The organism is Streptomyces sp. NPDC056347 (assembly GCF_042262625.1).
Lineage (GTDB): Bacteria > Actinomycetota > Actinomycetes > Streptomycetales > Streptomycetaceae > Streptomyces.
This window is the reverse complement of the sequence record NZ_JBHJQP010000064.1, coordinates 17,979-39,589: the sequence shown is the minus strand read 5'-3', so window position 1 is coordinate 39,589 and position 21,611 is coordinate 17,979. Positions and strand designations below refer to the sequence as shown.

General features: G+C 71.3%; 21 protein-coding genes. 13 read left to right on the top strand and 8 right to left on the bottom strand.

What is annotated here, in order from left to right; translation table 11 throughout:
- Positions 1-35 precede the first annotated feature (35 nt).
- On the bottom strand, positions 36-935 hold the full coding sequence (locus tag ACFCV8_RS17105) for a phytanoyl-CoA dioxygenase family protein (protein ID WP_376686150.1): 900 nt from the start codon (positions 933-935) through the stop codon (positions 36-38).
- A gap of 113 nt (positions 936-1,048) precedes the next feature.
- Here ACFCV8_RS17105 and ACFCV8_RS17100 point away from each other — a divergent pair, with 113 nt between their 5' ends.
- Together ACFCV8_RS17100 and ACFCV8_RS17095 are read left to right on the top strand one after the other, a co-directional pair.
- Entirely contained in the window at positions 1,049-2,365 is a 1,317-nt protein-coding gene (locus tag ACFCV8_RS17100) for an MFS transporter (RefSeq protein ID WP_376686149.1), read from the top strand.
- Positions 2,366-2,430: 65 nt separating this feature from the next.
- Complete coding sequence (locus ACFCV8_RS17095) at positions 2,431-3,651, top strand: acetyl-CoA carboxylase biotin carboxylase subunit family protein (protein ID WP_376686148.1); 1,221 nt, start codon at positions 2,431-2,433, stop codon at positions 3,649-3,651.
- 115 nt (positions 3,652-3,766) lie between these two features.
- On the opposite strand, the gene ACFCV8_RS17090 is transcribed toward ACFCV8_RS17095, so the two are convergent.
- Positions 3,767-4,297 carry a GNAT family N-acetyltransferase gene (locus tag ACFCV8_RS17090; protein WP_376686147.1) on the bottom strand — a complete coding sequence of 177 codons (531 nt, stop codon included), beginning with the start codon at positions 4,295-4,297 and terminating at the stop codon, positions 3,767-3,769.
- A gap of 623 nt (positions 4,298-4,920) precedes the next feature.
- On the opposite strand from ACFCV8_RS17090, the gene ACFCV8_RS17085 reads away from it, so the two are divergent.
- From ACFCV8_RS17085 to ACFCV8_RS17070, 4 genes are all read left to right on the top strand, one after another.
- Complete coding sequence (locus ACFCV8_RS17085) at positions 4,921-6,210, top strand: ABC transporter substrate-binding protein (protein WP_376686152.1); 1,290 nt, start codon at positions 4,921-4,923, stop codon at positions 6,208-6,210.
- Positions 6,211-6,257: 47 nt separating this feature from the next.
- On the top strand, positions 6,258-7,172 hold the full coding sequence (locus tag ACFCV8_RS17080; RefSeq protein ID WP_376686146.1) for a carbohydrate ABC transporter permease: 915 nt from the start codon (positions 6,258-6,260) through the stop codon (positions 7,170-7,172).
- Positions 7,169-8,083: a carbohydrate ABC transporter permease gene (locus tag ACFCV8_RS17075; protein WP_376686145.1), complete on the top strand. Its 915-nt coding sequence runs from the start codon at positions 7,169-7,171 to the stop codon at positions 8,081-8,083. Before ACFCV8_RS17080 ends, ACFCV8_RS17075 begins: the two co-directional genes overlap by 4 nt.
- Before the next feature lie 124 nt (positions 8,084-8,207).
- Positions 8,208-9,245 (top strand): NUDIX domain-containing protein, encoded by a 1,038-nt coding sequence (locus tag ACFCV8_RS17070; protein ID WP_376686144.1) that lies wholly within the window; start codon positions 8,208-8,210, stop codon positions 9,243-9,245.
- Here ACFCV8_RS17070 and ACFCV8_RS17065 read toward each other — a convergent pair.
- Together ACFCV8_RS17065 and ACFCV8_RS17060 are read right to left on the bottom strand one after the other, a co-directional pair.
- Entirely contained in the window at positions 9,204-9,914 is a 711-nt protein-coding gene (locus ACFCV8_RS17065; RefSeq protein ID WP_376686143.1) for an MBL fold metallo-hydrolase, read from the bottom strand. The two genes, ACFCV8_RS17070 and ACFCV8_RS17065, sit on opposite strands and share 42 nt — an antisense overlap.
- Positions 9,915-10,038: 124 nt before the next feature.
- Positions 10,039-11,403, bottom strand: a complete 1,365-nt coding sequence (locus ACFCV8_RS17060) for a dipeptidase (RefSeq protein WP_376686142.1) — start codon at positions 11,401-11,403, stop codon at positions 10,039-10,041.
- A 183-nt stretch (positions 11,404-11,586) separates the two neighbouring features.
- On the opposite strand from ACFCV8_RS17060, the gene ACFCV8_RS17055 reads away from it, so the two are divergent.
- Positions 11,587-12,801 carry a geranylgeranyl reductase family protein gene (locus ACFCV8_RS17055; protein ID WP_376686141.1) on the top strand — a complete coding sequence of 405 codons (1,215 nt, stop codon included), beginning with the start codon at positions 11,587-11,589 and terminating at the stop codon, positions 12,799-12,801.
- A 23-nt stretch (positions 12,802-12,824) separates the two neighbouring features.
- Here ACFCV8_RS17055 and ACFCV8_RS17050 read toward each other — a convergent pair whose 3' ends face one another.
- On the bottom strand, positions 12,825-13,277 hold the full coding sequence (locus ACFCV8_RS17050; protein ID WP_376686140.1) for a nitroreductase family deazaflavin-dependent oxidoreductase: 453 nt from the start codon (positions 13,275-13,277) through the stop codon (positions 12,825-12,827).
- A gap of 128 nt (positions 13,278-13,405) precedes the next feature.
- On the opposite strand from ACFCV8_RS17050, the gene ACFCV8_RS17045 reads away from it, so the two are divergent.
- From ACFCV8_RS17045 to ACFCV8_RS17035, 3 genes are all read left to right on the top strand, one after another.
- The gene (locus ACFCV8_RS17045) at positions 13,406-14,104 is read left to right on the top strand and encodes a TetR/AcrR family transcriptional regulator (RefSeq protein WP_376686139.1); all 699 of its coding nucleotides are present in this window, start codon (positions 13,406-13,408) and stop codon (positions 14,102-14,104) included.
- Positions 14,105-14,201: 97 nt separating this feature from the next.
- Positions 14,202-15,473 carry a sensor histidine kinase gene (locus tag ACFCV8_RS17040; protein ID WP_376686151.1) on the top strand — a complete coding sequence of 424 codons (1,272 nt, stop codon included), beginning with the start codon at positions 14,202-14,204 and terminating at the stop codon, positions 15,471-15,473.
- Positions 15,470-16,135, top strand: a complete 666-nt coding sequence (locus tag ACFCV8_RS17035; protein ID WP_376686138.1) for a response regulator — start codon at positions 15,470-15,472, stop codon at positions 16,133-16,135. The genes ACFCV8_RS17040 and ACFCV8_RS17035 overlap by 4 nt, the downstream gene beginning before the upstream one ends.
- Positions 16,136-16,157: 22 nt before the next feature.
- Here the strand turns inward: ACFCV8_RS17035 and ACFCV8_RS17030 are convergent, their stop codons facing one another.
- Positions 16,158-17,372 carry an MFS transporter gene (locus ACFCV8_RS17030; protein WP_376686137.1) on the bottom strand — a complete coding sequence of 405 codons (1,215 nt, stop codon included), beginning with the start codon at positions 17,370-17,372 and terminating at the stop codon, positions 16,158-16,160.
- Between the two features lie 108 nt (positions 17,373-17,480).
- On the opposite strand from ACFCV8_RS17030, the gene ACFCV8_RS17025 reads away from it, so the two are divergent.
- Together ACFCV8_RS17025 and ACFCV8_RS17020 are read left to right on the top strand one after the other, a co-directional pair.
- Positions 17,481-18,695, top strand: coding sequence for an ROK family protein (locus ACFCV8_RS17025; RefSeq protein WP_376686136.1), 1,215 nt, complete (start codon positions 17,481-17,483; stop codon positions 18,693-18,695).
- 141 nt (positions 18,696-18,836) lie between these two features.
- On the top strand, positions 18,837-19,124 hold the full coding sequence (locus tag ACFCV8_RS17020; protein WP_376686135.1) for an SHOCT domain-containing protein: 288 nt from the start codon (positions 18,837-18,839) through the stop codon (positions 19,122-19,124).
- A gap of 34 nt (positions 19,125-19,158) precedes the next feature.
- Here the strand turns inward: ACFCV8_RS17020 and ACFCV8_RS17015 are convergent, their stop codons facing one another.
- Together ACFCV8_RS17015 and ACFCV8_RS17010 are read right to left on the bottom strand one after the other, a co-directional pair.
- Positions 19,159-19,680 (bottom strand): ATP-binding protein, encoded by a 522-nt coding sequence (locus tag ACFCV8_RS17015; protein ID WP_376686134.1) that lies wholly within the window; start codon positions 19,678-19,680, stop codon positions 19,159-19,161.
- 188 nt (positions 19,681-19,868) lie between these two features.
- Entirely contained in the window at positions 19,869-20,186 is a 318-nt protein-coding gene (locus ACFCV8_RS17010) for a hypothetical protein (protein WP_376686133.1), read from the bottom strand.
- Between the two features lie 206 nt (positions 20,187-20,392).
- Here ACFCV8_RS17010 and ACFCV8_RS17005 point away from each other — a divergent pair, with 206 nt between their 5' ends.
- A complete protein-coding gene (locus ACFCV8_RS17005) occupies positions 20,393-21,523 on the top strand; it encodes a PLP-dependent cysteine synthase family protein (protein ID WP_376686132.1) in 1,131 nt (376 codons plus the stop codon).
- The last annotated feature ends 88 nt before the right edge of the window (positions 21,524-21,611 follow it).

The following is a 21,611-nucleotide window of genomic DNA, read 5'->3' as shown; positions in this document are numbered from 1 at the left end:
GGTCGGCACCCCGCGCAGGACCGGGAGCGGGAGTCTCACCCCCGGGCGGGCCAGAGGGTGGGGCAGAACTCCGGGTCGGTGTAGTCCGGCTCCCCGGACGGGGTGCGCCGGACCAGGGAGTCGTGCTTGTAGGGCTGCTGACGGCCCTCGGAGTTCTGGTAGTGCCGGTAGGTGTTGGCCCCGTCCTGGAGGTGGAACGAGATCGCGCGACGGGGGTGCGGGCTGCGGTTGGGACCGCTGCCGTGGTACAGGAGGCAGTGGTGGAAGGTCATGTGCCCCCGCGGGATGTGCACGGGAACCCGCTCGACGTCGGCACCGTTGCGTTCCGCGTCCCCTTCCAGAAGGTACTCACGGGCCACGTCCGCGGGATCGCCGACCGGCCGTTCGGCGCCGTGGCGCCGCTGCCACCGGTGACTTCCCGGCACCATCGTGATGGTGCCCGCCTCCTCCGTGCAGTCATGGAAAGGAATGAACGCGGTCAGCATGTTGTCGGACGAACAGGTGGGCCAGAAGTATTTGTCGAAATGCCAGGAGACGATGTTGGATGATTCTTCCGGGGCTGCCGGTTTGTAAATGAGCGTCGCTTGGAAGGTGCGTACCTCCGGTGTTCTCGCCAGCCGTGCCGCCACCGCGGCAATGATCGGTTTACGGAGAATTCCGGCAATGGTTTCATTGCGGTAGTGAATGTAGTCGGTGTTGCGCTGGATCTCGCCATCGGCGGGGGACCAGTCGGCCAGCCGGTCCGGCCGACTTGGCAACTCGCGACCCCTGTGACCTGCATAGAAGCGTTCGCTGACCTGAGTCAGAGTTTCGGTCTCCGCGTCGCTGAGCAACTTCTGCGAAAGGTACCAGCCGGTTTCCTCGTAGCGCAGGACGTCCTCGTCCGACGGCAGCATCCGCAATTCTTCTTCTGTCAGTATCGAATATTCCGACATCGTTTCCTCGTCTCTCTGAACGTTCGTCGAACAGGCGGGACGTGATGCACCCTAGCGAACGGATGGAGCGTGTGCTAGGTTCATTTCCCAACTGGTCCGAGTGGGGGATGGAAATGGCGATCCTAGACAAGGAAATCCAGGTTCTCCTCAAGAAGAACAGGGATTTTCGAAATGTGTGGACGGGGGAGTCCGCCGCCCATTTCGGGACCCAGCTGACCAACTTCCTGTTACCGCTGGTCGCGGTGACCGCCCTGCACGCCAGCGGTACCGAGGTCGGTCTCGTCTCCGCCGTGCAGTTCGTCCCGGTCGTACTTCTGTCACTGGTCGCGGGGATGGTGGTCGACCGCCATCCGCCCCGCCGCACGCTGGTGATCACCAGCGTGGTCCGGGGGGCCGCGCTCGGACTCCTCGGCCTCGCGCAGGCCACCCAGGGGCTGACAGCCGCCCATGTCGTGGTGGCCGCGGCGGTCATCGGCACGGCCACCGTCTTCTACGAGGTCGCCTACCAGTCCACCATCCCCAAGATCGTCTCGGTGGACTCCATCCCCTCGGCCAACGGACTGCACCAGGCCACCTACTCCGTCAGCCAGCTCGCCGGCCCCTCGGCGGCCGGTTTCCTCGTGGGCAAGGCGGGGCTCTCGCCCGCCTTCGCCGTCACCGCCGCCTTCTTCGTGGCTGCCGCTCTCAGCGGAGCGCGGCTCCGTGGCGTCAAGGCGCCCGGCGTGCCGCGGCAGTCGGCGCTGCGCACGATCGGATCGGGGCTGCGGTACACCTGGTCCCTGCGGCCGCTGCGGGACCTCTGTACCCAGGCGGGCCTGTCCAACCTGCACGAGCAGTGCTTCCTCACCATCTTCCTGGTCTTCGCCGTCCGCGAGCTGGGCCTCAGCGGCACGGCCGTCGGTGTGGTCATCGGCATCGGCAGCGTCGGCGCGCTGGCCGGCTCGCTGGTGGCCGCGCGCATCGGCGCCCGGATCACCGTGGGCAGGACGCTCACCTGGGGCGTGGTCCTGGCCGCCGCGGGGCTGCTGCTCGTCCCGCTCGTGGTCGTCTTCGATCTCGGCGCCCATGCCCTGGTGGCCCTCCTTGCCGCCGCCTTCGTCGTGAACGGCTTCGGGGTGGCGCTCTTCAACGTCTTCGCGGTGAGCCTCCGTCAGGCCATCCCGCCGGAGAACCAGTTGGGCGCGGTCACCGCGAGCTACCGGCTGGTGGCCCTCGGGACGCTGCCGCTCGGAGCCCTCGCCGGCGGTGCCCTCGCCGACGCCCTGGGGCCCGGCCGGGCCATCTGGATCGTCGGGCTCTCGTACCTGTGCGTCTCCTTCTGGCTGATGTTCTCGCCGCTGCGCTCCGCCACCACCCTTGAACAGGCCCGTGTGCTGGGGGTACGGCCGGGGTCCGAGGACGCCGTCGACGAGCAGACCTCCGCCCCCTGACCGCCGAACGCCCGATCCGTACCACTGCGCATCCCACTGCCCGGACACAGAAAGCGACAGACGACGTGACTGATGAGCGAGACGTCCTGATCTACTCCAAGCGTTTCGAGGGCGGGGTGCGCCTCGTCTCACGCATGCTCTCGGACATGGGGCGCCGCCCGGTCCTGGTCTCCGACGAGCCGGAGGACGTCAACCGCGACCACTGCGCGGCCCATGTCGTCGTCGACTGGGAGAAGGCGAGCCTGGCGGAGCTCGTCGCGGCGGTCGAGGCGGCGGGCGTGGTGCCGACCGCCGTCGTCAACTTCGTGGAGTCGCTGATCTCCTGGCAGGTGCGCACGGCACGGCACTACGGGCTGGCGGGCGGGGAGGACGGCCGGGAGGTCCTGCTGAGCAAGGCACGGGTGCGGGCGGCCATGGCGGACCGGGGCCTGTCCGCGCTGCCGTTCGTCGCCGGCACCGTCGCCTCCCTCGATGTCGACGCGGTCACCTCGTACCCCGTCATCGTCAAGCCCGACCAGGACTCCGGCGGTTCACGGCTCGTCCGCCGCGCCGACGACGCCGCGGAACTCCGCGCCTGCCTCCAGGAGCTGGCCGACTCGGTGGACCCGGAGACGGACGCCATCGTCGAGGAGTACATCGACGGCGTCGAGTTCTCGGTCGACGGCCCGGTGCTGGAGGGCCGTTTCCACCCGCTCTTCGAGGTCGAGAAGACCGAGCACGACAACCTGCGGAACCATGACGCGGGGCTCCTCGTCTCGCCCCCGCCGTCCGCGCTCGTGCGGCAGGCGGTGCGCGAGCTCGCGGAGCGGGTCGGAGTCCTGTACGCCTCCCTCGGCGTGAAGAGCAGCTGGCTCCACGTCGAAGGGCGGGTGCGCGCGGACGGCACCTGCGAGCTGGTCGAGATCAACCCGCGTCCCGGCGGCCGTATGTACCGGGCGGCCACCCAGCGGGCCTGCGGTGTCGACCCCATCGACATGTCGGTACGCATGGCGCTCGGCGAGAGCCTCGACGGCGCCCTGGCCGGGGCGACTCCCGGTGGCTCCGAGCTGCTGGCCATGCTCCCCTTCGAGGCCGACCGCGTCGGTGCCCTGGTGAGTGCCACCTCCGTGGAGGAACTCAAGCGGATTCCCGGGGTCGTGGACGGCTACCTGTTCGAGGACTTCCGAGTGGTGACGATGGACCGGGAGAACTTCTTCGCCGAGGCCATGATCACCGCCGACAGCGTCGCGGGCCTCCATGAGATCGCCGAACAGGTCCGCTCGGTCTTCACTTTCACGTTCGAGTGATCCGCGCGGACGGCGATCACCTGCCACGGACCCTTCCGTGCGGTGCTCGGGCATCGGGCCCCGCACGGCACGGGAGGGAGCGTGCTCGCGTGCCGGACACGGCCCGCCGTGCCGGTCAGGGAGCGGCGGGCGCGGCGTAGCAGTGCACGGTCACCGTCTCCGTCGGACTCCACCGGTGGTCGACGGTGGCCAGCAGGGTCCACCCCAGGCGTCCGTACAGGGCCACGGCCGATGTGTCGGAGATCAGGACGTCCAGCACGGGATGGAGCCCGCGCCGCCGCGCCTCGCACGTGGCCCGCTCCATCAGCAGGGCGCCGACGCCGCGTCCCCGCACCGCGGGAGAAGCGAACAGGCGGCTGATCACGACGGCCTTCTCGACGGGCTCACCCGCGCGGTGACTCCACAGGGCCGGGGCCCGGTCTCCTGCCCCGCCCTCGGACAGGCCGACATGGCCGATGATCCTTCCGTCCAGTTCCGCCACCCAGGCGGCGGACAGGGCGGGCGGGGACAGCCAGTCACCGGGACGCTCGGGCCAGTTCTCCGGGTAGCCGTCCCGCTCGTGCACCTCGGCCAGCAGCTCCACGCAGGCGTCGAGATCGCGATCCTCGCGCCGCCGGACGTGGCAGGCGGCAGCCTCCTTCGCCATGGGGTCCGACTGTCGTTTCACCGCAGCATGAAACCACGGCCCGATCACCCCGCGCGGCAGCGCCGGACCGTGTGTCCCACGGCGGGGAGGCGATGCCACGGACCATGACGTCCGCTCGGCGCACCGGGCGTGGACCGGCCCCTCGGGAGACCGATTCCCTGCTCCGCCCCGGCCGGGACTCCCGCCCGCGTCCTGGAGATCTTTCCCGTCGGAGATATCGGAGATCTCCTTGATCGCCGATTCAACCGACCATCGATTCATCCGGCCGTCCATTCATCGAAATCGGTCCGGCAATGCGTACGGCTCCCGTTGCTGAATCCCGCCGGCGGGATGAGCGCAAGACTATTTCCGGACTGCGGGGGCGGCGGCCCGCAGTGGTGCGGGGGAGTCGGTGGCGGTGGCCGGAGGCGGCCTTTGATTGCGTTGGAGCGTGTTGGATTCTGCTGGGAGGGGAGTGACGGCAGTTGCCAGGTATCTCGTCAAAACCCTTGACGGCATGATTGCTTGGGAGTGAGATCCAAGCGCACGTTCGGTTGTGTTGGCTTTAATCTCCGAGGGAGTTGGGCATGACGCAGTCTGATGACGGCAGCTCGGGTGTGCCGGGAAGCGTGGCGGGACATCGGATGTCCCGGCGGAGCCTGCTGCGCGGTGCGGCCGTCGGCGCCGGAGCCGTGGCACTGCCCGCACTGCTGGCCGCCTGCGGGAGCGGCCCCGGCGGCGACGGAAAGACGATCACCCTCGGGTCCAACTCCTCCGACCCGGTACCGAAGAAGGCATTCGCCGGCGCCTTCGCCGCGTACGAGGCGCAGTCGGACGGGCGGAAGATCAAGGTCAACACCGTCGACCACAACACCTTCCAGGAGAACATCAGCCGATATCTGCAGGGCAGGCCGGACGACGTCTTCATGTGGTTCGCCGGGAACCGGATGCAGTTCTTCGCGGAGAAGGGGCTGCTGCACGACATCAGCGACCTCTGGCAGGAATACAAAGGCTTTTCGGACGCGCTGAAGGACCAGTCCACCGGGGCCGACGGAAAGCAGTACCTCACGCCGTACTACTACTATCCGTGGGCCGTCTTCCACCGGAAGAGCCTGTTCGCCGACCGCGGCTACCAGGTACCGAAGACGCTCGACGCGTATGTGGCGCTCGCCAGGCAGATGCGGAAGGACAAGCTGGATCCCATCGCGTTCTGCGACAAGGACGGTTGGCCCGCCATGGGCACCTTCGACTACATCGACATGCGGACCAACGGCTACGCCTTCCACAAGAGCCTGATGGCCGGAGAAGTGGCCTGGACCGACAGACGGGTCCGGGAGGTCTTCGACACCTGGCGCCGGCTCCTCCCGTACTGCCAGCCCGGAGCCAACGGCCGCACCTGGCAGGAGGCGGCCACCGGCCTCCAGAAGAGGAAGGCCGGCATGGGCGTCTTCGGACTGCCGCACCCCGGCGCCCAGTTCCCCGAGGGCGAACGGGACGACATCGACTTCTTCCCCTTCCCCGTCATCGACCCGGAGCACGGGCAGGACGCCGTCGAAGCGCCCATCGACGGGTTCCTGCTGGCCGGGAAGTCGAAGAGCCTCAAGAACGGGAAGACCCTGGAGAGCGCCAAGGACCTGCTCAGGTGGCTGGCCACCGGGAAGGCCGAGGACGCCTACCTGAAGGGCGACCCGAACAACATCGCGGTCAACGACCGGGCGGACATCTCCGCGTACTCGCCGATCCAGAAGAAGGCGGTGGAACTGGTCTCCGGAGCGAAGCAGATCTCCCAGTTCCTCGACCGGGACACCCGGCCGGACTTCGCCTCCACGGTCATGATCCCGGCGATCCAGCAGTTCATCGGCGACCCGAACGACGTGGACGGGCTGGTCAACAGCATCGAACGGCAGAAGAAGTCCATCTTCGCCGCCGGCTGACCCCGACCGGCCCCGACGGCATCCGACCGAACCTGGAGTCCCCGACCGTGTCGTTCAACTCGGCCCGGCGCGCCGGACGGCGGTCCATGCGGCGGTTCACCGGCCGCGACCTCGCCGTACTCGGTGTGCTGCTCGGCATACCCGTCCTGCTCGACATCGTTATCGTCTGGGGCCCGGCCCTCGCCTCCGTGGCGCTGTCCTTCACCGACTGGGACGGTGTCGGGGACATCAAGTGGGCCGGCGTCCGCAACTACGAGAACCTCTTCACCAACTACCCGCCGTTCTGGCCCGCTGTCCGGCACAATCTGCTCTGGCTCGCCTTCCTCGGCCTGGTCGCCGCCCCGTTCGGCCTGCTGCTGGCCGTACTCATCGACCGGGGCGTGCGCTTCAGCCGCTTCTACCAGTCGACGCTGTACATGCCCGTCGTGCTCTCCCTCGCCGTGGTCGGCTTCATCGCCCAGCTGGTCTTCTCCCGCGACCAGGGTGCCCTCAACGCGGTCCTCGGGGACACGACCTCACCCACCGACTGGCTCGGCGACCCCGACCTCAACATCTGGGTGGTGCTCCTCGCCGCAGCCTGGCGGCACACCGGCTACGTGATGATCCTCTACCTCGCCGGACTGAAGGCCGTCGACCCCTCGCTCAAGGAGGCCGCCGCGATCGACGGGGCGGGCGAGGCCCAGACCCTCTTCCGCGTCGTCCTGCCCACCCTGCGCCCGGTCAACGTGATCGTCGGAGTCATCACCGTCATCGAGTCCCTGCGCGCCTTCGACATCGTGTACGCGGTCAACCACGGCCGCAACGGACTCGAACTGCTCTCGGTGCTCGTCACCGACAACATCATCGGCGAGGCCGGCCGGATCGGCTTCGGCTCCGCCATCGCCGTGGTCCTGCTGCTGGTCTCCCTGGGATTCGTCGTGACGTATCTGGTCCAGGAGTACCGAGGGGAGAAGAACCGTTGAGCGCCCCAGTCGTCCCCGCCCGACGCGACACACCGCCGGTCCCCGCCGCCCGACGCCGGGCGAGACCCGGCCGGATCGGCGTCCACGTCTTCCTGACGGCGGTCTCCCTCGCCTTCCTCGCACCCCTCCTGCTCGCGGTGTACGCCTCGCTGCGCCCGTACGACGAGACCGCGGAGTACGGCTACTTCTCGCTGCCGCGCCACCTCTCCCTGGACTACTACCGGCAGGCGTTCGCCGATTCCGGCATGACGAAGTACTTCGTCAACACCCTGCTCATCGCCGTTCCCGGAGTGCTCGTCGCGCTCTTCCTCGCGTCGTTCGCGGCCTTCGCGCTGGCCCGGCTGAGAATACGCGGCAGCCTCGTCCTGCTGATGTTCTTCACCGCCGGGAACCTGCTGCCGCAGCAGGTGATCGTGACTCCGCTGTACGTGGTGTTCAACCGTGTCCCGCTGCCGTACTGGATGTCCGACTCGATGACGATGTACGACTCCTACTGGGCCGTCATCGCCGTGCAGATCGGCTTCCAGCTGGGCTTCTGCGTCTTCGTCCTGGCCAATTTCATGCGCACCCTGCCGCAGGAGATCCTGGAGGCGGCCGTCGTCGACGGCGCGGGCGTGTGGACCCGGTACCGGCGGATCACCCTGCCGCTGTGCCGCCCGGCCCTGGCCGCGCTCGGCACCCTCCAGTTCACCTGGATGTACAACGACTTCCTGTGGGCGCTGGTCTTCATCTCCGACGGCGACAAGCTCCCCATCACCTCGGCACTGAACAATCTCAGGGGGCAGTTCTTCACCGACTACAACCTGCTCGCCGCCGGATCGGTGATCGTCGCCCTGCCCACCCTGGTGGTCTTCCTGCTGCTCCAGCGCCACTTCATCGCGGGCCTCACCCTGGGTTCCACCAAGGGCTGAGGGCCGCCGTTCACCGCCGCCGGGCACCGGACGGTTCCGTTCGGGAAACAACGGTCGCCCCGGCCGGGTTTTCGCGGCAGGGTGTTGCGGGCAAGCCTCAGGGGGCTACGGAAGAGGGGGAACCGTGATCGTCTGGGTCAACGGCGCGTTCGGCGCGGGCAAGACGAGCGCCGCGCGTGAACTGATCGATCTGATCCCGAACAGCACCTTGTACGATCCCGAGCTCATCGGCGAGGGACTGCGGCACCTGCTGCCCCAGAAGAGACTCGCCGAGGTGACGGACTTCCAGGAACTGCCGATCTGGCGGCGCCTGGTCGTGGACACCGCCGCGGCGCTGCTCGCCGAGGTGCCCGGGGTGCTGGTGGTGCCGATGACCCTGCTGAGACAGGAGTACCGGGACGAGATCTTCGGAGGGCTGGCCTCCCGGCGCGTCCCTGTGCACCATGTGCTGCTCGCACCCGAGGAAACGATCCTGCGAACGCGGATCGCCGAGCGGGTGGAGGACCCCGACGACCCCGAGCACAGCGAGCGGGTACGACAGTGGGCCTACCAGCACATCGAGCCCTACCGGGCGGCCCTGGGCTGGCTCACCCGCGACGCGCACCTCATCGACTCCGGTGCGCTCACCCCGTACGGAACGGCCGAGCGGATCGCCGAGGCGGTCGGCGACGGCACCGCCGCCGCGTGCGAGATCGTGCAGACCCCCGAGCCGACCGCGGAGACCGTGGCGGCCGGGGTGCTGCTCTTCGACGAGCACGACCGCGTGCTGCTCGTCGACCCGACGTACAAGCCGGGCTGGGAGTTTCCCGGCGGAGTGGTGGAATCCGGGGAGGCACCGGCCCAGGCCGGAATCCGCGAGGTCTTCGAGGAGATAGGCATCCAGCTGGACCGGGTGCCGAAACTCCTGGTGATCGACTGGGAAGCACCCCGGCCGCCCGGCTACGGCGGACTGCGGCTGCTCTTCGACGGCGGCCTGTTGACCGGCGCCGACGCCGACCGGCTGCTGCTGCCCGGCTCAGAACTGCGCGGCTGGCGGTTCGTCACCGAGGAGGAGGCGGCCGGCCTGCTGCCCCCGACCCGGTACGAACGGCTGCGCTGGGCGCTGCGCGCCCGTGAACGCTCAGCCGTGCTCAACCTGGAGGCCGGGGTCCCGGTCGGCTGAGGCACGCAGTACCGCGGCCGCGCCGCCGGCCACCGGTTCGCCGTGTCCGAAGCAGACCGTGTCCGGCTCCAGCGCGGCCAGCCGACGGAACGAGGCCATGGCCAGGGCCGGGTCGATGTTGAAGACGCCCAGGATCACCTCACCGACCCCGGCCACGCAGTCCCCGGTGAACAGCACACCGTGGTCCGGAAGGTGGATCCCGATGGAGCCCGGGGTGTGGCCCGGGGCGTGGACCACCCGGGCCCCGCCGCCGAACCCGAGCACGTCACCGTCGGCCAGCTCGCGGTCGACCCGGGTCGGCGGAGCGGCGGGGACCGTCCGGGTCCGCTCCCACAGCGGGCGCTCCCAGTCCAGGATCACCGGAGCGGCGATCGTCTCCTCGCCCCGGATCACCGCCGCGTCCCCGCCGTGCGCGAGGATCTCGGCACCGTGCCGGTCGGCGAGTTCCTGCGCGGCGCCGTAGTGGTCCTCGTGCCCGTGGGTGAGGACGATCCGGGAGATCCGGCCGGGGTCCCGGCCCAGGGTGCGTATCGCGTCCTCGATCGCGGGCGCGGCGTCGATGCCGCCCGCGTCGATCAGCGTCAGATCGGAGCCGTCACGCCACAGATAGGCCTGACCGACGGGGAAGCGGAACATATGCAGCCGGGGGAGCACTTCGACGAGGTCCATGCCGCGAACGTACGCGGCCGACCCGCCCGGAGCCGCCGTTCTACGCTCTCGGCGAGCTTCGCCGAACGCGTAGCGGGGCCGGGGCGGGCCGGACGAGGGCCGGGAGATACGGCCCGGGCCGCGGTCAGCCCTGCTTGGACTCCGCGTAGTTCCGCAGGAACAGGGCCTCGGCGAGCGACAGCCGCTCCAGCTCCTGCGGCGACACGCTCTCGTTCACCGCGTGGATCTGCGCCTCCGGCTCGCTCAGCCCGATCAGCAGGATCTCCGCCTCCGGGTAGAGAGCGGCAAGCGTGTTGCAGAGCGGGATCGAGCCGCCCATCCCGGACGCCTGCATCTTCTCGCCGGGGTACGCGAACTCCATCGCCTGCGCCATGGACGTGTACGCGGGGCTGGAGACGTCCGCGCGGAAGGGCTGACCCTGGCCGACCTGCTCCACCGTGATCCTGGCCCCCCACGGGGTGTGCGCCTCGAGGTGGGCGGTCAGCAGCCCGGTCGCCTCGGCGGCGTCCTGGCCGGGCGGGACCCGCAGACTGATCTGGGCCCGCGCGCTCGACTGCACCGAGGGCGTCGCGCCGAGCACGGGCGGGCAGTCAATGCCGATGACGGTGACGGCGGGCCGGGCCCAGATGCGGTCGGCGACCGTGCCGGTGCCGATCAGCCCGACCCCGTCGAGCACCTTCGCGTCCTTGCGGAAGTCGGCCTCCGGGTACTGGATCCCGTCCCACTCGGCGTCCTGGGCGAGCCCGTCGACGGTCGTCGTGCCGTCCTCGGAGCGCAGCGACGCCAGCAGCTGGATCATCGCGGCCAGCGCGTCCGGGGCGGCGCCGCCGAACTGCCCGGAGTGCAGGTTGCCTTCGAGGGTGTCGAGGGTGACCCGCAGCATCGTCATGCCGCGCAGCGTCGCGGTGACGGTCGGCAGGCCGACCCGGAAGTTGCCGGTGTCGCCGATGACGATGGTGTCGGCGGCCAGCAGCTCGGGGTGCGCCTCCGCGTACCGCTCCAGGCCGCCGGTGCCCTGTTCCTCGGATCCCTCGGCGATCACCTTGACGGAGACCGGAACACCGCCGTTCGCCTTGAGCGCGCGCAGCGCGAGCAGGTGCATGATGAAGCCGCCCTTGCAGTCGGCCGAGCCGCGGCCGAACCAGCGGCCGTCGCGTTCGGTCAGCTCGAACGGCGGGGAGAGCCAGGCGGACTCGTCGAGCGGCGGCTGCACGTCGTAGTGCGCGTACAGCAGCACGGTGGGGGCACCGGCCGGACCGGGCAGGAAGCCGTAGACCGAGCGGGTGCCGTCGGGGGTGTCGAGCAGGGCGACGTCCTGGAAGTCCTCGGAGCGCAGCGCGTCGGCGACCCAGTCGGCCGCCGCATCGCACTCGCTCTTCGGGAACTGCGCGGGATCCGCCACCGACTGGAAGGCCACCAGCTCGGCCAGCTCCGACTTGGCGCGGGGCATGAGCGAGGCGATGGTCTCGGCGATCGGACGGGCGGTCATGGGCACGCTCCTCGTGGGTGCGACGTTATGTGGACGAATCCGGCCGCATGCGCGCCGGGTGTGCGGCGCCGCACACGGCACGAACGTACGGTCGATCCTCCCACAGCGGGGGCCGGGAGCGGGGCGCCGTAGGATGCCGTGAGCAGTTTGGGCCACTGGTGGGATCGGGAGCAGAAGCACATCGTGAGCAGCGAGAACGCAGACGCCGTACAGGAGCACGAAGAGTCGTCCGTGTGGGACGTCGTCGTAGTCGGCGGCGGACCGGCCGGAGCATCCGCGGCCTACGCGGCGGCAGTCGCGGGGCGGCGGGTACTGCTCCTGGAGAAGGCGGAGCTTCCCCGGTACAAGACATGCGGCGGCGGCATCATCGGGTTCTCGCGGGACTCGCTGCCGCCTGGCTTCGAACTGCCGCTGCGGGACCGGATCCACGCGGTCACCTTCTCGCTCAACGGCAGGCTGGCGCGGACCCGCCGCTCCAGGCGGATGCTCTTCGGGCTCATCAACCGGCCCGAGTTCGACGCGGGTCTGGTCGAGGAGGCGCAGAAGGCGGGCGCCGAGCTCCGTACCGGCGTGACGGTGACGCGGGTCGAGCAGCACGGCGCCTCGGTGCCCGACCGGCGCACGGTCGCGGTGGTGCTGTCCGGCGGCGAGACGGTGCTGGCCCGCGCGGTCGTCGGGGCCGACGGCAGCGCGGGTCGGATAGGAGCCCATGTCGGCGTCAAGCTCGACCAGGTCGACCTCGGCCTGGAGGCGGAGATCCCGGTTCCGGCCACGGTCGCCGAGGACTGGGCGGGCCGGGTGCTGATCGACTGGGGTCCGCTGCCCGGCAGTTACGGCTGGGTGTTCCCCAAGGGCGACGTCCTGACCGTCGGCGTGATCTCGGCGCGCGGCGAGGGTGCCGCCACCAAGCGGTACCTGGAGGACTTCATCGCCCGGCTCGGCCTCGCGGGCTTCGAGCCGAAGATCTCCTCCGGTCATCTGACCCGCTGCCGCAGCGACGATTCGCCGCTCTCCCGCGGCCGCGTCCTGGTCTGCGGCGACGCGGCGGGGCTGCTGGAGCCGTGGACCCGTGAGGGGATCTCCTTCGCGCTGCGGTCGGGCCGGCTCGCCGGTGAGTGGGCGGTCCGGATCGCGGAGTCGCACGACGCGGTGGACGCCAGGCGCCAGGCGCTGAACTACGCGTTCGCCATCAAGGCCGGGCTGGGCGTGGAGATGGGCGTCGGGCGGCGCATGCTGAAGCTGTTCGAGCGCCGCCCCGGAGTGCTGCACGCCGTGCTGACGGGCTTCCGCCCGGCCTGGAACGCGTTCGCCGGGATCACCCGCGGCACGACCTCGCTGGCCGAGCTGGTCCGTACGCACCCGCTGGCGCAGCGGGCGCTGTCCGCGATGGACCGTTAGGTCCGGCTCCCCCGGGCGTACGGTCACTTCTCCACGGTGATCCGGAAGACGGGGTGGTCCGGGCAGGCCGCCAGCAGTTCGGCGTCCGAGGACCGCGCCGTGACGCCCTTGAAGTAGTCCTTGACCTCCCAGCCCCATCGCTCCAGGTAGGTGCGGACGACGAGCGCCTTGTGCTCGTCGTCCGCGATCTCCGCGGCCGTGAACGCGTGCACCTTCCGGCCCACCCGCAGCTCGCCGCCACCGGCCGCCCGCATGTTGCGGACCCACTGGGAATGGCCCCGCGCGGAGACCAGGTACCGCGCGCCCTCGTAGGCGTGCGGGTTCACCGGTACGCGCTGCATCTGCCCGCTTTTGCGGCCGGGTACCGACAGCTCGGCGGAGCCGAAGAGGCTGAGACCCCGGCGGGCGAGCCAGCCGATCAGGCCGTTCATCCGGACATTCATCGCGCTGCCGCGCAGGTAGTACGGCTGGGACATGGGGACTCCTCGAGTTTGTGAGAGCGGTGCTCTCGCTTGAGATCAGTGTGTACGAGAGGGGTGCTCCAAAGCAAGAGCAGTGTTCTCGTTGTTGGCTGGTGCTCTGCGCGCGTGGCAGACTGACGGCCATGAGCACTGTCCGAGGAGCCAGGGAACGGGCCCGCATCGAGATCACCGCGGCGATCAAGGACGAGGCGAAGAAGCAGCTCGCCGCGGAGGGCGCCGCGAAGCTGTCGCTGCGCGCCGTCGCACGCGAGCTGGGCATGGCGTCCTCCGCCCTCTACCGCTACTTCCCCAGCCGGGACGAGCTGCTGACCGCCCTGATCGTCGACGCCTACGACTCCGTGGGCGCGGCCGCCGAAGCCGCCCACCGGGCCGCCCGTGCCGAGGACGCCCCCCATCTCGCGCGCTGGCTCGCCGTCACCCGCGCGGTACGCGGCTGGGCCCTGGCCCACCCCCATGAGTACGCCCTGATCTACGGCTCGCCCGTGCCCGGCTACACCGCGCCCCGGGCGACGATCGGCCCCGCCGCCCGGGTCGGTCTCGTCCTGATCGCCGTGGTCGTGGACGCCCACCGGGCGGACGCCCTGACTTTGCCGCCGCTCGCCGGTGACCTGCGCGACGAGGCCGAACGAATGGTCACCGACATCGCCCCCGACCTCCCCCCGGAGGCCGCCACCCCGCTGATCGCCGCCTGGTCGCAGCTGTTCGGGCTGATCTCCTTCGAGGTCTTCGGCCAGTTCCACCGGGTGGTGGAGAACCGGGAGGTCTTCTTCCGGGAGGCCGCCACCGCACTGGCCCGTACCGTCGGCCTGCCCGGCGCCTGAGCGGCTCCGAGCGGCCCGTCCCGCCGGGCGTACTCCCCGCGGAGTACGGGCGACCACCACCCTCGGCCGACGCCTTTGCCGGGGCCGGCGTCCTAGCCTGGCGGCCATGGAAGAACATCGTGCCGGAAGCGGTGGCGGTCCTCCCCGGGGGCGGTCGCCGCGCTGGCTGACCGGGGTGCCGGGAGGAAGAGCCGCCCGGCTGCCCTGGGCGTCGACGGTCCTGCTGGGCGCCGTCGTCATGGCCGGTTCGGCCGTCGCGGCCCGGGGGCAGCCGCAGGACCGTGTCCCGCTGGACCTCTTCGCGCGGCTGCTGATCCTCCTGGCGGTCGGGGTGCTCCTGTTCCGTCACCGGCACCCGGTGGTGGCCGCCTTCGGCAGCGCGGTCGCGGTGACGGTCTATCTGGCGGGCGGCTATCCGTACGGCCCGGTCTTCCTGGCCGTCGCCGTCGGCTGCTTCGGTGCCGTCGTCGCCGGGCACCGGCGGGCCGCCTGGTCGGCCGTCGCGCTGGTGTGGCTCGGTCATGCCCTGGTGGCGCACTGGCTCTACCGGTGGCTGCCGCCCCAGGGCGACCGGTCCGCCGACTGGGGGCAGGAACTGGGCGTCGCCGCCTGGGTGCTGGCGCTCGCCGCCGCCGCGGAGTTCGTACGCGTACGCCGCGAGCAATGGGCGGACCGGAGGGCGGAACGGGAGGCGGCGGAGCGGCGCCGGGCGGACGAGGAGCGGCTGCGGATGGCGCGCGAACTCCATGACGTGCTGGCCCACAGCATCTCCGTCATCAACGTCCAGTCGAGCGTGGGGCTCGCCCTGCTGGACTCCGACCCGGAACAGGCGCGCGCGGCCCTCACCACCATCAAGGCCGCCAGCAAGGAGGCGCTGGGCGAGGTCCGCCAGGTCCTGGACACCCTGCGCACCCCCGGCGACGCCCCCAGGGCACCGGCGCCCGGGCTCGACCGGCTCCCCGAACTCGTCGAACAGGCGGCGAGCACCGGACTCACTGTCACCGTCGAGACCCATGGCGCACGCCCGGCCGTGCCGCCCGGCGCCGACCTCGCCGCCTTCCGCATCGTGCAGGAGGCGCTGACCAACGTGGTCCGGCACTCCGGATCGCGTACCGCGCGGGTCCGCGTCGGCTACCGGCCCGGCCGCATCCGGCTCGGGATCGACGACGAGGGGCCCGCGACCGGCACGGACGCCGGAGGCAGCGGCAACGGACTGGCCGGGATGCGGGAGCGGGCCGCCGGGCTCGGTGGCACGATCGAGGCCGGCCCGCGGCCCGGCGGCGGCTTCCGGGTCCGCGCCGAACTGCCGCTGCCGCCCGGCGGGTCCGGCACCTTCGCACGGGCGGCGCACAAGGAGGAGAGACCGTGATCCGTGTACTGCTCGCCGACGACCAGTCGCTGGTCCGGGCGGGCTTCCGGGCCCTGCTCGACGCCCAGCCCGACATCGAGGTGGCGGGGGAGGCCGCCGACGGGTCCGAGGCCGTGCGCCGGGTGGGCGAACTGCGGCCCGACGTCGTGCTGATGGACATCCGGATGCCCCGTCTCGACGGCCTGGCCGCGACCCGCACGATCACCGGTGACGCCCGTCTCGACGGGGTCAAGGTGGTCATGCTCACCACCTTCGAGCTCGACGAGTACGTCTTCGAGGCGATCCGCTCCGGGGCCTCCGGCTTCCTCGTCAAGGACACCGAGCCGGAGGAACTGCTGCGCGCGGTACGCGCGGTGGTCGGCGGCGACGCCCTGCTCTCCCCGGGAGTCACCCGTCGGCTGATCGCCGAGTTCGCGGCGCGCTCCAAGGTGCCCGCCGCCGCCACGGAGCTGGACCGGCTCACCGAACGGGAGCGCGAGGTGATGGCGCTCGTCGGCATCGGACTCTCCAACGAGGAGATCGCCCGGCGACTGGTCGTCAGCCCGCTCACCGCCAAGACCCATGTGAGCCGCACCATGGTGAAGCTCGGAGCCCGCGACCGGGCCCAACTCGTCGTGCTCGCCTACGAGTCGGGGCTGGTGCGGCCGGGCTGGCTCGGCTGACGGCGACCGGCTGAGGGACGGCTCAGCCGTGCGCCGCGTTGCGTGCCCCGAACCCGAGCACCGCCGCGGCGACGGCCAGCAGCGCCACCGTGGTGAGGGCCACCGGGAGCGAGGCCCACTCGGCCAGGAAGCCGATGGCGGGCGGCCCGAGCAGCATCCCCCCGTAGCCGAGCGTCGAGGCGGCGGCCACCCCGCCCGGCCCGGCCAGCGCGCCGGCCCGGCCGACCGCGACCGGGAAGATGTTGGCCAGACCGAGACCGGTGACGGCGAAGCCGAGCAGCACGGCCCACGTACTGGGGGCGAGCGCGCCGAGCAGCATCCCCGCCGCGGCCGTCGAGCCGCCCAGGACCAGGACACGGGTCTGGCCGAGCCGCTCCAGCAGCGCCGTACCGCTGAGCCTGCCCGCCGTCATTGCCAGCGCGAACAAGGAGTATCCGGCGGCGGCCACGCCGGGGTGGGCGCGCAGGTCCTGCTCCAGGTGGAGAGCGCCCCAGTCGGCCAGCGCGCCCTCGCCGTACGCGGTGCAGAGCGCGATCACGCCGAACAGCAGCACCAGGCGGCGGGTTCGCCCGTCCGGCCCCGGCGCGCCGCCGCCGCCCGCCGCGCCGGCCACGGGCGGGGGTGCCGGGTGGCTCAGCAGCACCGGTCCCGCCACCGCGGTGACCAGCAGTCCGACGCCGGTCAGAGCGAGGAGGTGGACGGCGGGGGAGAGGCCGCCCGCGACCAGCCCGCCGAGCCCGGCACCGACCATCCCGCCGAGGCTGAACGCGGCGTGGAAGCCCGGCATCACGGGGCGCCGCAGCGCGGCGACCAGATCGACCGCGGCGCTGTTCATCGCCACGTTCATCCCGCCGTACGCGGCGCCGAAGAGCAGCAGGACCAGCCCCAGCGAGAGCGCCGAATGCGTCTGTGCGGGCAGGGCGATGGCGAGGGAGAGCAGGACGCCGCAGACCGCGGTCACCGGGTGGCTGCCGAAGCGGCGGCACAGCCGCCCGGCGAACATCATGGTCACCACGGCCCCCGCGGACACCCCGAGCAGGGCGAGCCCCAGCGTCGCGGCGGAGGCACCGGTCTGGTGCTTGATCGCGGGGATGCGGACCACCCAGCCGGCGAAGAGGAAGCCGTCGAGGGCGAAGAAGAGGGTCAGGGCGGTACGGAGGCGGGGCGAGGGAGGTGCGGCGGGATCTCCGCCCATGTCCCCCGGAAGGGCCGCCCGTAGTTTGTTTAGTTGCGGCACAAACTCAGCATAGGGGCGCCCCGGCAGCGGGCGCAACACCGTTGCCCCGGGCCCCGCCGGGCCACCGGGCAGTCCGGCGGGGCCCGGGATCATGGGAGACTCGCCCCCATGAACGGCAAGGTGTCCACCACCCGGACAAAGTTGGAGAGGGGCCGCAGCGCGCTCGGACCCGCGCTGGAACTGATCCATACCGGACGCGCGCCCACCCGCGCCGTGCTCACCTCCGAGCTCGGCGTCACCCGGGCCACGGCCGGCGCGGTCGCCGCGGAGCTGGAGGCGCTCGGCCTGATCCAGGTCGACTCCCGGCCGGGCTCCGCCGCCGGTTCGCAGGGCCGCCCCTCGCACCGGCTGTCGGTCAGGGAGTCCGGTCCCGTCGTCATCGCCGCCCAGGTGCACGCCGACGGATTCCGGTCCGCCCTCGTCGGGCTCGGCGGACGGCTCGTGGCCACCGCCCCCGGCCGGGTCACCGTCACCGCCGATCCGGCGCAGGTCATCGGCGAAGTGGTCGACGACTGCGCCCGGTTGCTGCGCGACAGCGGGCTGCGCTGCGTCGGCGCGGGCCTCGCGGTGCCCTCGGCGGTCGCGGAGCCGGAGGGCACCGCGCTCAACCCGCTGCACATCGCCTGGCCGGCCGGAGCCCCGGTGCGCGAGATCTTCGCCGACCGGGTGCGGGCATCGGGCATCCCGGGCCCCGCGTTCACCGGCAACGACGTCAACCTCGCCGCCCTCGCCGAGCACCGGCACGGCGCGGGGCGCGGCGCCCAGCACCTGCTCTGCGTGGCCACCGGCCACCGGGGCGTGGGCGGCGCCCTGGTTCTCGACGGCCGCCTGCACACCGGGAGTTCCGGGCTCGCCCTGGAGGTGGGGCACCTCACGGTGAACCCCGAGGGGCGCCCCTGCCACTGCGGCGGACGCGGCTGCCTGGACGTCGAGACCGACCCGCTGGCCTTCCTGATCGCCGCCCGCCATGAGCCCGGCCCCGAGGAGTCGCTGCTCAAACAGGCCGGTGACCTGCTCCGTACGGAGTACGAGGACGCGACGGTACGCGGGGCGGCCGAGGAGCTGATCGACCGGCTCGGCCTCGGGCTCGCCGGGCTGGTCAACATCCTCAACCCGGACCGCATCATCCTCGGCGGACTGCACCGCGCCCTGCTCGACGCGGACCCGGAACGGCTGCGCGCGGTGGTCGCCGACCGGAGCCTGTGGGGGCGCAGCGGCAGTGTGCCCATCCTGCCGTGCACGCTCGACCACAACAGCCTGGTCGGCGCGGCCGAGCTGGCCTGGCAGCCGGTGCTGGACGACCCGCTGGCCGCACTGGCCTGACCGGACGCGGAACCGCCGGGTACTCCCGGCGGGGTAGGCGCACGGCCGCCGGCCGTACGACGACACCGCCCCGCCCGGGGGCGAGGCTCGGGAGTGTCGGGAACCCCCGACCACACCACCCGAACCGAGGAGCCGAGTGAGATGAACAACCTGGCCCACAGTGGCGGACCCGGGCCCTGGATCCTGTTTCTCCCGATCGTCTGGGCGGCCGTCGTCATCGCCGGCGCCACCCTGGTGCGCCGTACCGTGCGGCGCGGACGGCGGACACCCTGGCAGGTCCGCGCCGCCGGGGCGGCCGAGCAGCCGGCACCGATCGCCCTGCTCGGCCGCCGCTTCGCGGCCGGTGAGATCGAGGAGGACGAGTACTGGCGCCGGCTCTCCGTCCTGGACGAGCAGTTCGGCCGGGGCGCCGAGAGCGGCGCGGCCTGACCGCCACCGCCCCGGTGCCCCGCCGCCGGGCGGATCAGCCGACCACCACGGACCTGGCGGTGGACGGCGCGCCGCTCCCCGGCCAGGTGAGGAGGCTCGGCGTGAACGGGCCGTCGGTCGTCGCCCCGTACACCGGACAGGGTGGCGGGGCGGCGGCCCGGGGAGGGGCCGGAAGGGTGAACCAGACCGCCTTTCCGGCCCCGCCGCTCGGGCGGACCCCCCAGCTCTCGCTGACGGCGGCGATCAGTGCGAGCCCGCGTCCCGAGGTACTGGACATGCTGGGCCCGCGCAGGGTCGGCAGCCGTGGGTCGTGGTCGTGGACGGACACCGTGAGCCGTTCGAGCAGCAGCTCCATCTCGACGGTGCATGATTTGTCCGGCCGGGCGTGCCGGTGGACATTGGTCAGCAGTTCGGTGACGCCGAGGGCGGCCTGGTCGATCAAGGGATCGAGATGCCAGGAGCGCAACTGCGCCGAAATGATTCTGCGGACCTGACCGATCCGCGACGGCAGGGCCTGGAGCTCCACCGTGCAGTGCCTGCTTGGCTCGCTGATCACGGCTGCGACTCCCCGAAAGAGGTCCGGAAGAAGACGGAGAAACGGATCCAGCAGCTGGCGGCTGCTGATTCGGTGCCGGTGGTGCGGATCATGCTGTCACCACCGGTGAACCGTGAGTGACGTGTCCAATGTCACTCAGGGGTCACCGCTCCGCAACTCGCGGCCGTCGTCCGGTGCCGCCGCCCGCGTCAGGTCGTCCGGCCGCCCGCGCTGCGCAGTGTCTCCAGGAACCGGCGGGCCGGACCGGTCTGGTCGGGACCGTGATTGCGCTGCCCCATCGTGAGCCGGTAGCGCGTCCCGTTGAGGCGCGCCACCGTGGCGTCGGACCCGGCGAACCAGGGCCGGCCTGCGCTGACCGCCACCACCGGGGCACTGTCGATCTCCCGGCCGTTGCTGGTGAGCAGGGCCAGCCTGCCGTCCTTGACGACCACCTGCCCGGCCCTGGTGAGCGAACGGGCCCATCGCTCGATGCGGACCCCCGTCGCACTGAACTCCGTTTCCTTCATGACTGCTTCGCCCCCTTCATGGCACTTCTGATGGGCAGTCTGCACAATGCCGGGCCGGTACGCCAGGCCGCGTGCGGGCCGGGTCTCCCGGGCGCCGGCCCCAAGGGGGCCAAGGCAGTGCTATGGCCCATCAAAGTGAACGTTTTTGCAGGTGGGGAGGGTAGGTTGCGGGAGACGGCGACAGCGGTACGAGGAGGAACGGGCTGATGGGCACCGAGACACACGAGGACGCCGGACGGATCGCGGAGACGGTCGACGTCGACCGCTCCGACGCCGAGTACCGGGCCTGGCTCAAAGAGGCGGTACGCAAGGTCCATGCCGACGCCAACCGCTCCGCCGACACCCATCTGCTGCGCTTCCCGCTTCCCGAGGCGTGGGGCATCGACCTCTACCTGAAGGACGAGTCGACGCACCCCACCGGCAGCCTGAAGCACCGGCTGGCCCGCTCGCTCTTCCTGTACGGGCTGTGCAACGGCTGGATCCGGCCGGGCAAGCCCGTGATCGAGGCGTCCAGCGGATCGACGGCCGTCTCGGAGGCGTACTTCGCCAAGCTGATCGGCGTCCCGTTCATCGCCGTGATGCCCCGCACCACCAGCCCCGAGAAGTGCCGGCTGATCGAATTCCACGGCGGCCGATGTCATTTCGTCGACGACTCGCGGAAGTTGTACGAGGAGTCCGCGATGCTCGCCGCGGCGAGCGGCGGGCACTACATGGACCAGTTCACCTACGCCGAGCGGGCCACCGACTGGCGCGGAAACAACAACATCGCGGAATCGATCTACCAGCAGCTGCGGCTGGAGCGCTACCCGGAGCCGACGTGGATCGTCGCCACCGCCGGGACCGGCGGTACCTCCGCGACCATCGCCCGCTACGTGCACTACATGCAGTTCGACACCCGGATCTGCGTGCCGGACCCGGAGAACTCCTGCTTCTTCGACGGCTGGACCCGCCACGACCCGCTGGCCACCAGCGACTGCGGCTCCCGGATCGAGGGCATCGGGCGGCCCCGGATGGAACCGAGCTTCGTGCCCGGGGCGATCGACCGGATGATGAAGGTTCCGGACGCCGCGAGCGTCGCGGCCGTGCGCTCCCTGGAGCAGGCCATCGGCCGCAAGGCGGGCGGTTCCACCGGCACGGGGCTCTGGAGCGCGTTCAAGCTGGTCGCCGAGATGGTCGAGCGGGGCGACACCGGCAGCGTCGTCACCCTGATCTGCGACCCGGGCGACCGCTACCTCGACAAGTACTACTCGGACGCCTGGCTCGCCGAACAGGGCCTGGACATCGCCCCGTACGCGGCGACCATCGACTCCTTCCTGGCCGGCGGCAACTGGCCCTGACCTGCCGGTCCGCCAGGGCCGACGGCCCGGCTGGCGGTGCCGCGGCCGGGGGCGGCTCCGCCCGGTCCGGCTCCGCCGGTCAAGGACT

What these genes read in the sequence shown, in the direction of transcription:
- ACFCV8_RS17105 (WP_376686150.1), bottom strand. Translation starts at nt 935, where the DNA reads ATGTCGGAATATTCGATACTGACAGAAGAAGAATTGCGGATGCTGCCG.
- ACFCV8_RS17100 (WP_376686149.1), top strand. Translation starts at nt 1,049, where the DNA reads ATGGCGATCCTAGACAAGGAAATCCAGGTTCTCCTCAAGAAGAACAGG.
- ACFCV8_RS17090 (WP_376686147.1), bottom strand. Translation starts at nt 4,297, where the DNA reads ATGGCGAAGGAGGCTGCCGCCTGCCACGTCCGGCGGCGCGAGGATCGC.
- ACFCV8_RS17085 (WP_376686152.1), top strand. Translation starts at nt 4,921, where the DNA reads ATGTCCCGGCGGAGCCTGCTGCGCGGTGCGGCCGTCGGCGCCGGAGCC.
- ACFCV8_RS17065 (WP_376686143.1), bottom strand. Translation starts at nt 9,914, where the DNA reads ATGGACCTCGTCGAAGTGCTCCCCCGGCTGCATATGTTCCGCTTCCCC.
- ACFCV8_RS17060 (WP_376686142.1), bottom strand. Translation starts at nt 11,403, where the DNA reads ATGACCGCCCGTCCGATCGCCGAGACCATCGCCTCGCTCATGCCCCGC.
- ACFCV8_RS17050 (WP_376686140.1), bottom strand. Translation starts at nt 13,277, where the DNA reads ATGTCCCAGCCGTACTACCTGCGCGGCAGCGCGATGAATGTCCGGATG.
- ACFCV8_RS17045 (WP_376686139.1), top strand. Translation starts at nt 13,406, where the DNA reads ATGAGCACTGTCCGAGGAGCCAGGGAACGGGCCCGCATCGAGATCACC.
- ACFCV8_RS17025 (WP_376686136.1), top strand. Translation starts at nt 17,481, where the DNA reads ATGAACGGCAAGGTGTCCACCACCCGGACAAAGTTGGAGAGGGGCCGC.
- ACFCV8_RS17020 (WP_376686135.1), top strand. Translation starts at nt 18,837, where the DNA reads ATGAACAACCTGGCCCACAGTGGCGGACCCGGGCCCTGGATCCTGTTT.
- ACFCV8_RS17010 (WP_376686133.1), bottom strand. Translation starts at nt 20,186, where the DNA reads ATGAAGGAAACGGAGTTCAGTGCGACGGGGGTCCGCATCGAGCGATGG.
- ACFCV8_RS17005 (WP_376686132.1), top strand. Translation starts at nt 20,393, where the DNA reads ATGGGCACCGAGACACACGAGGACGCCGGACGGATCGCGGAGACGGTC.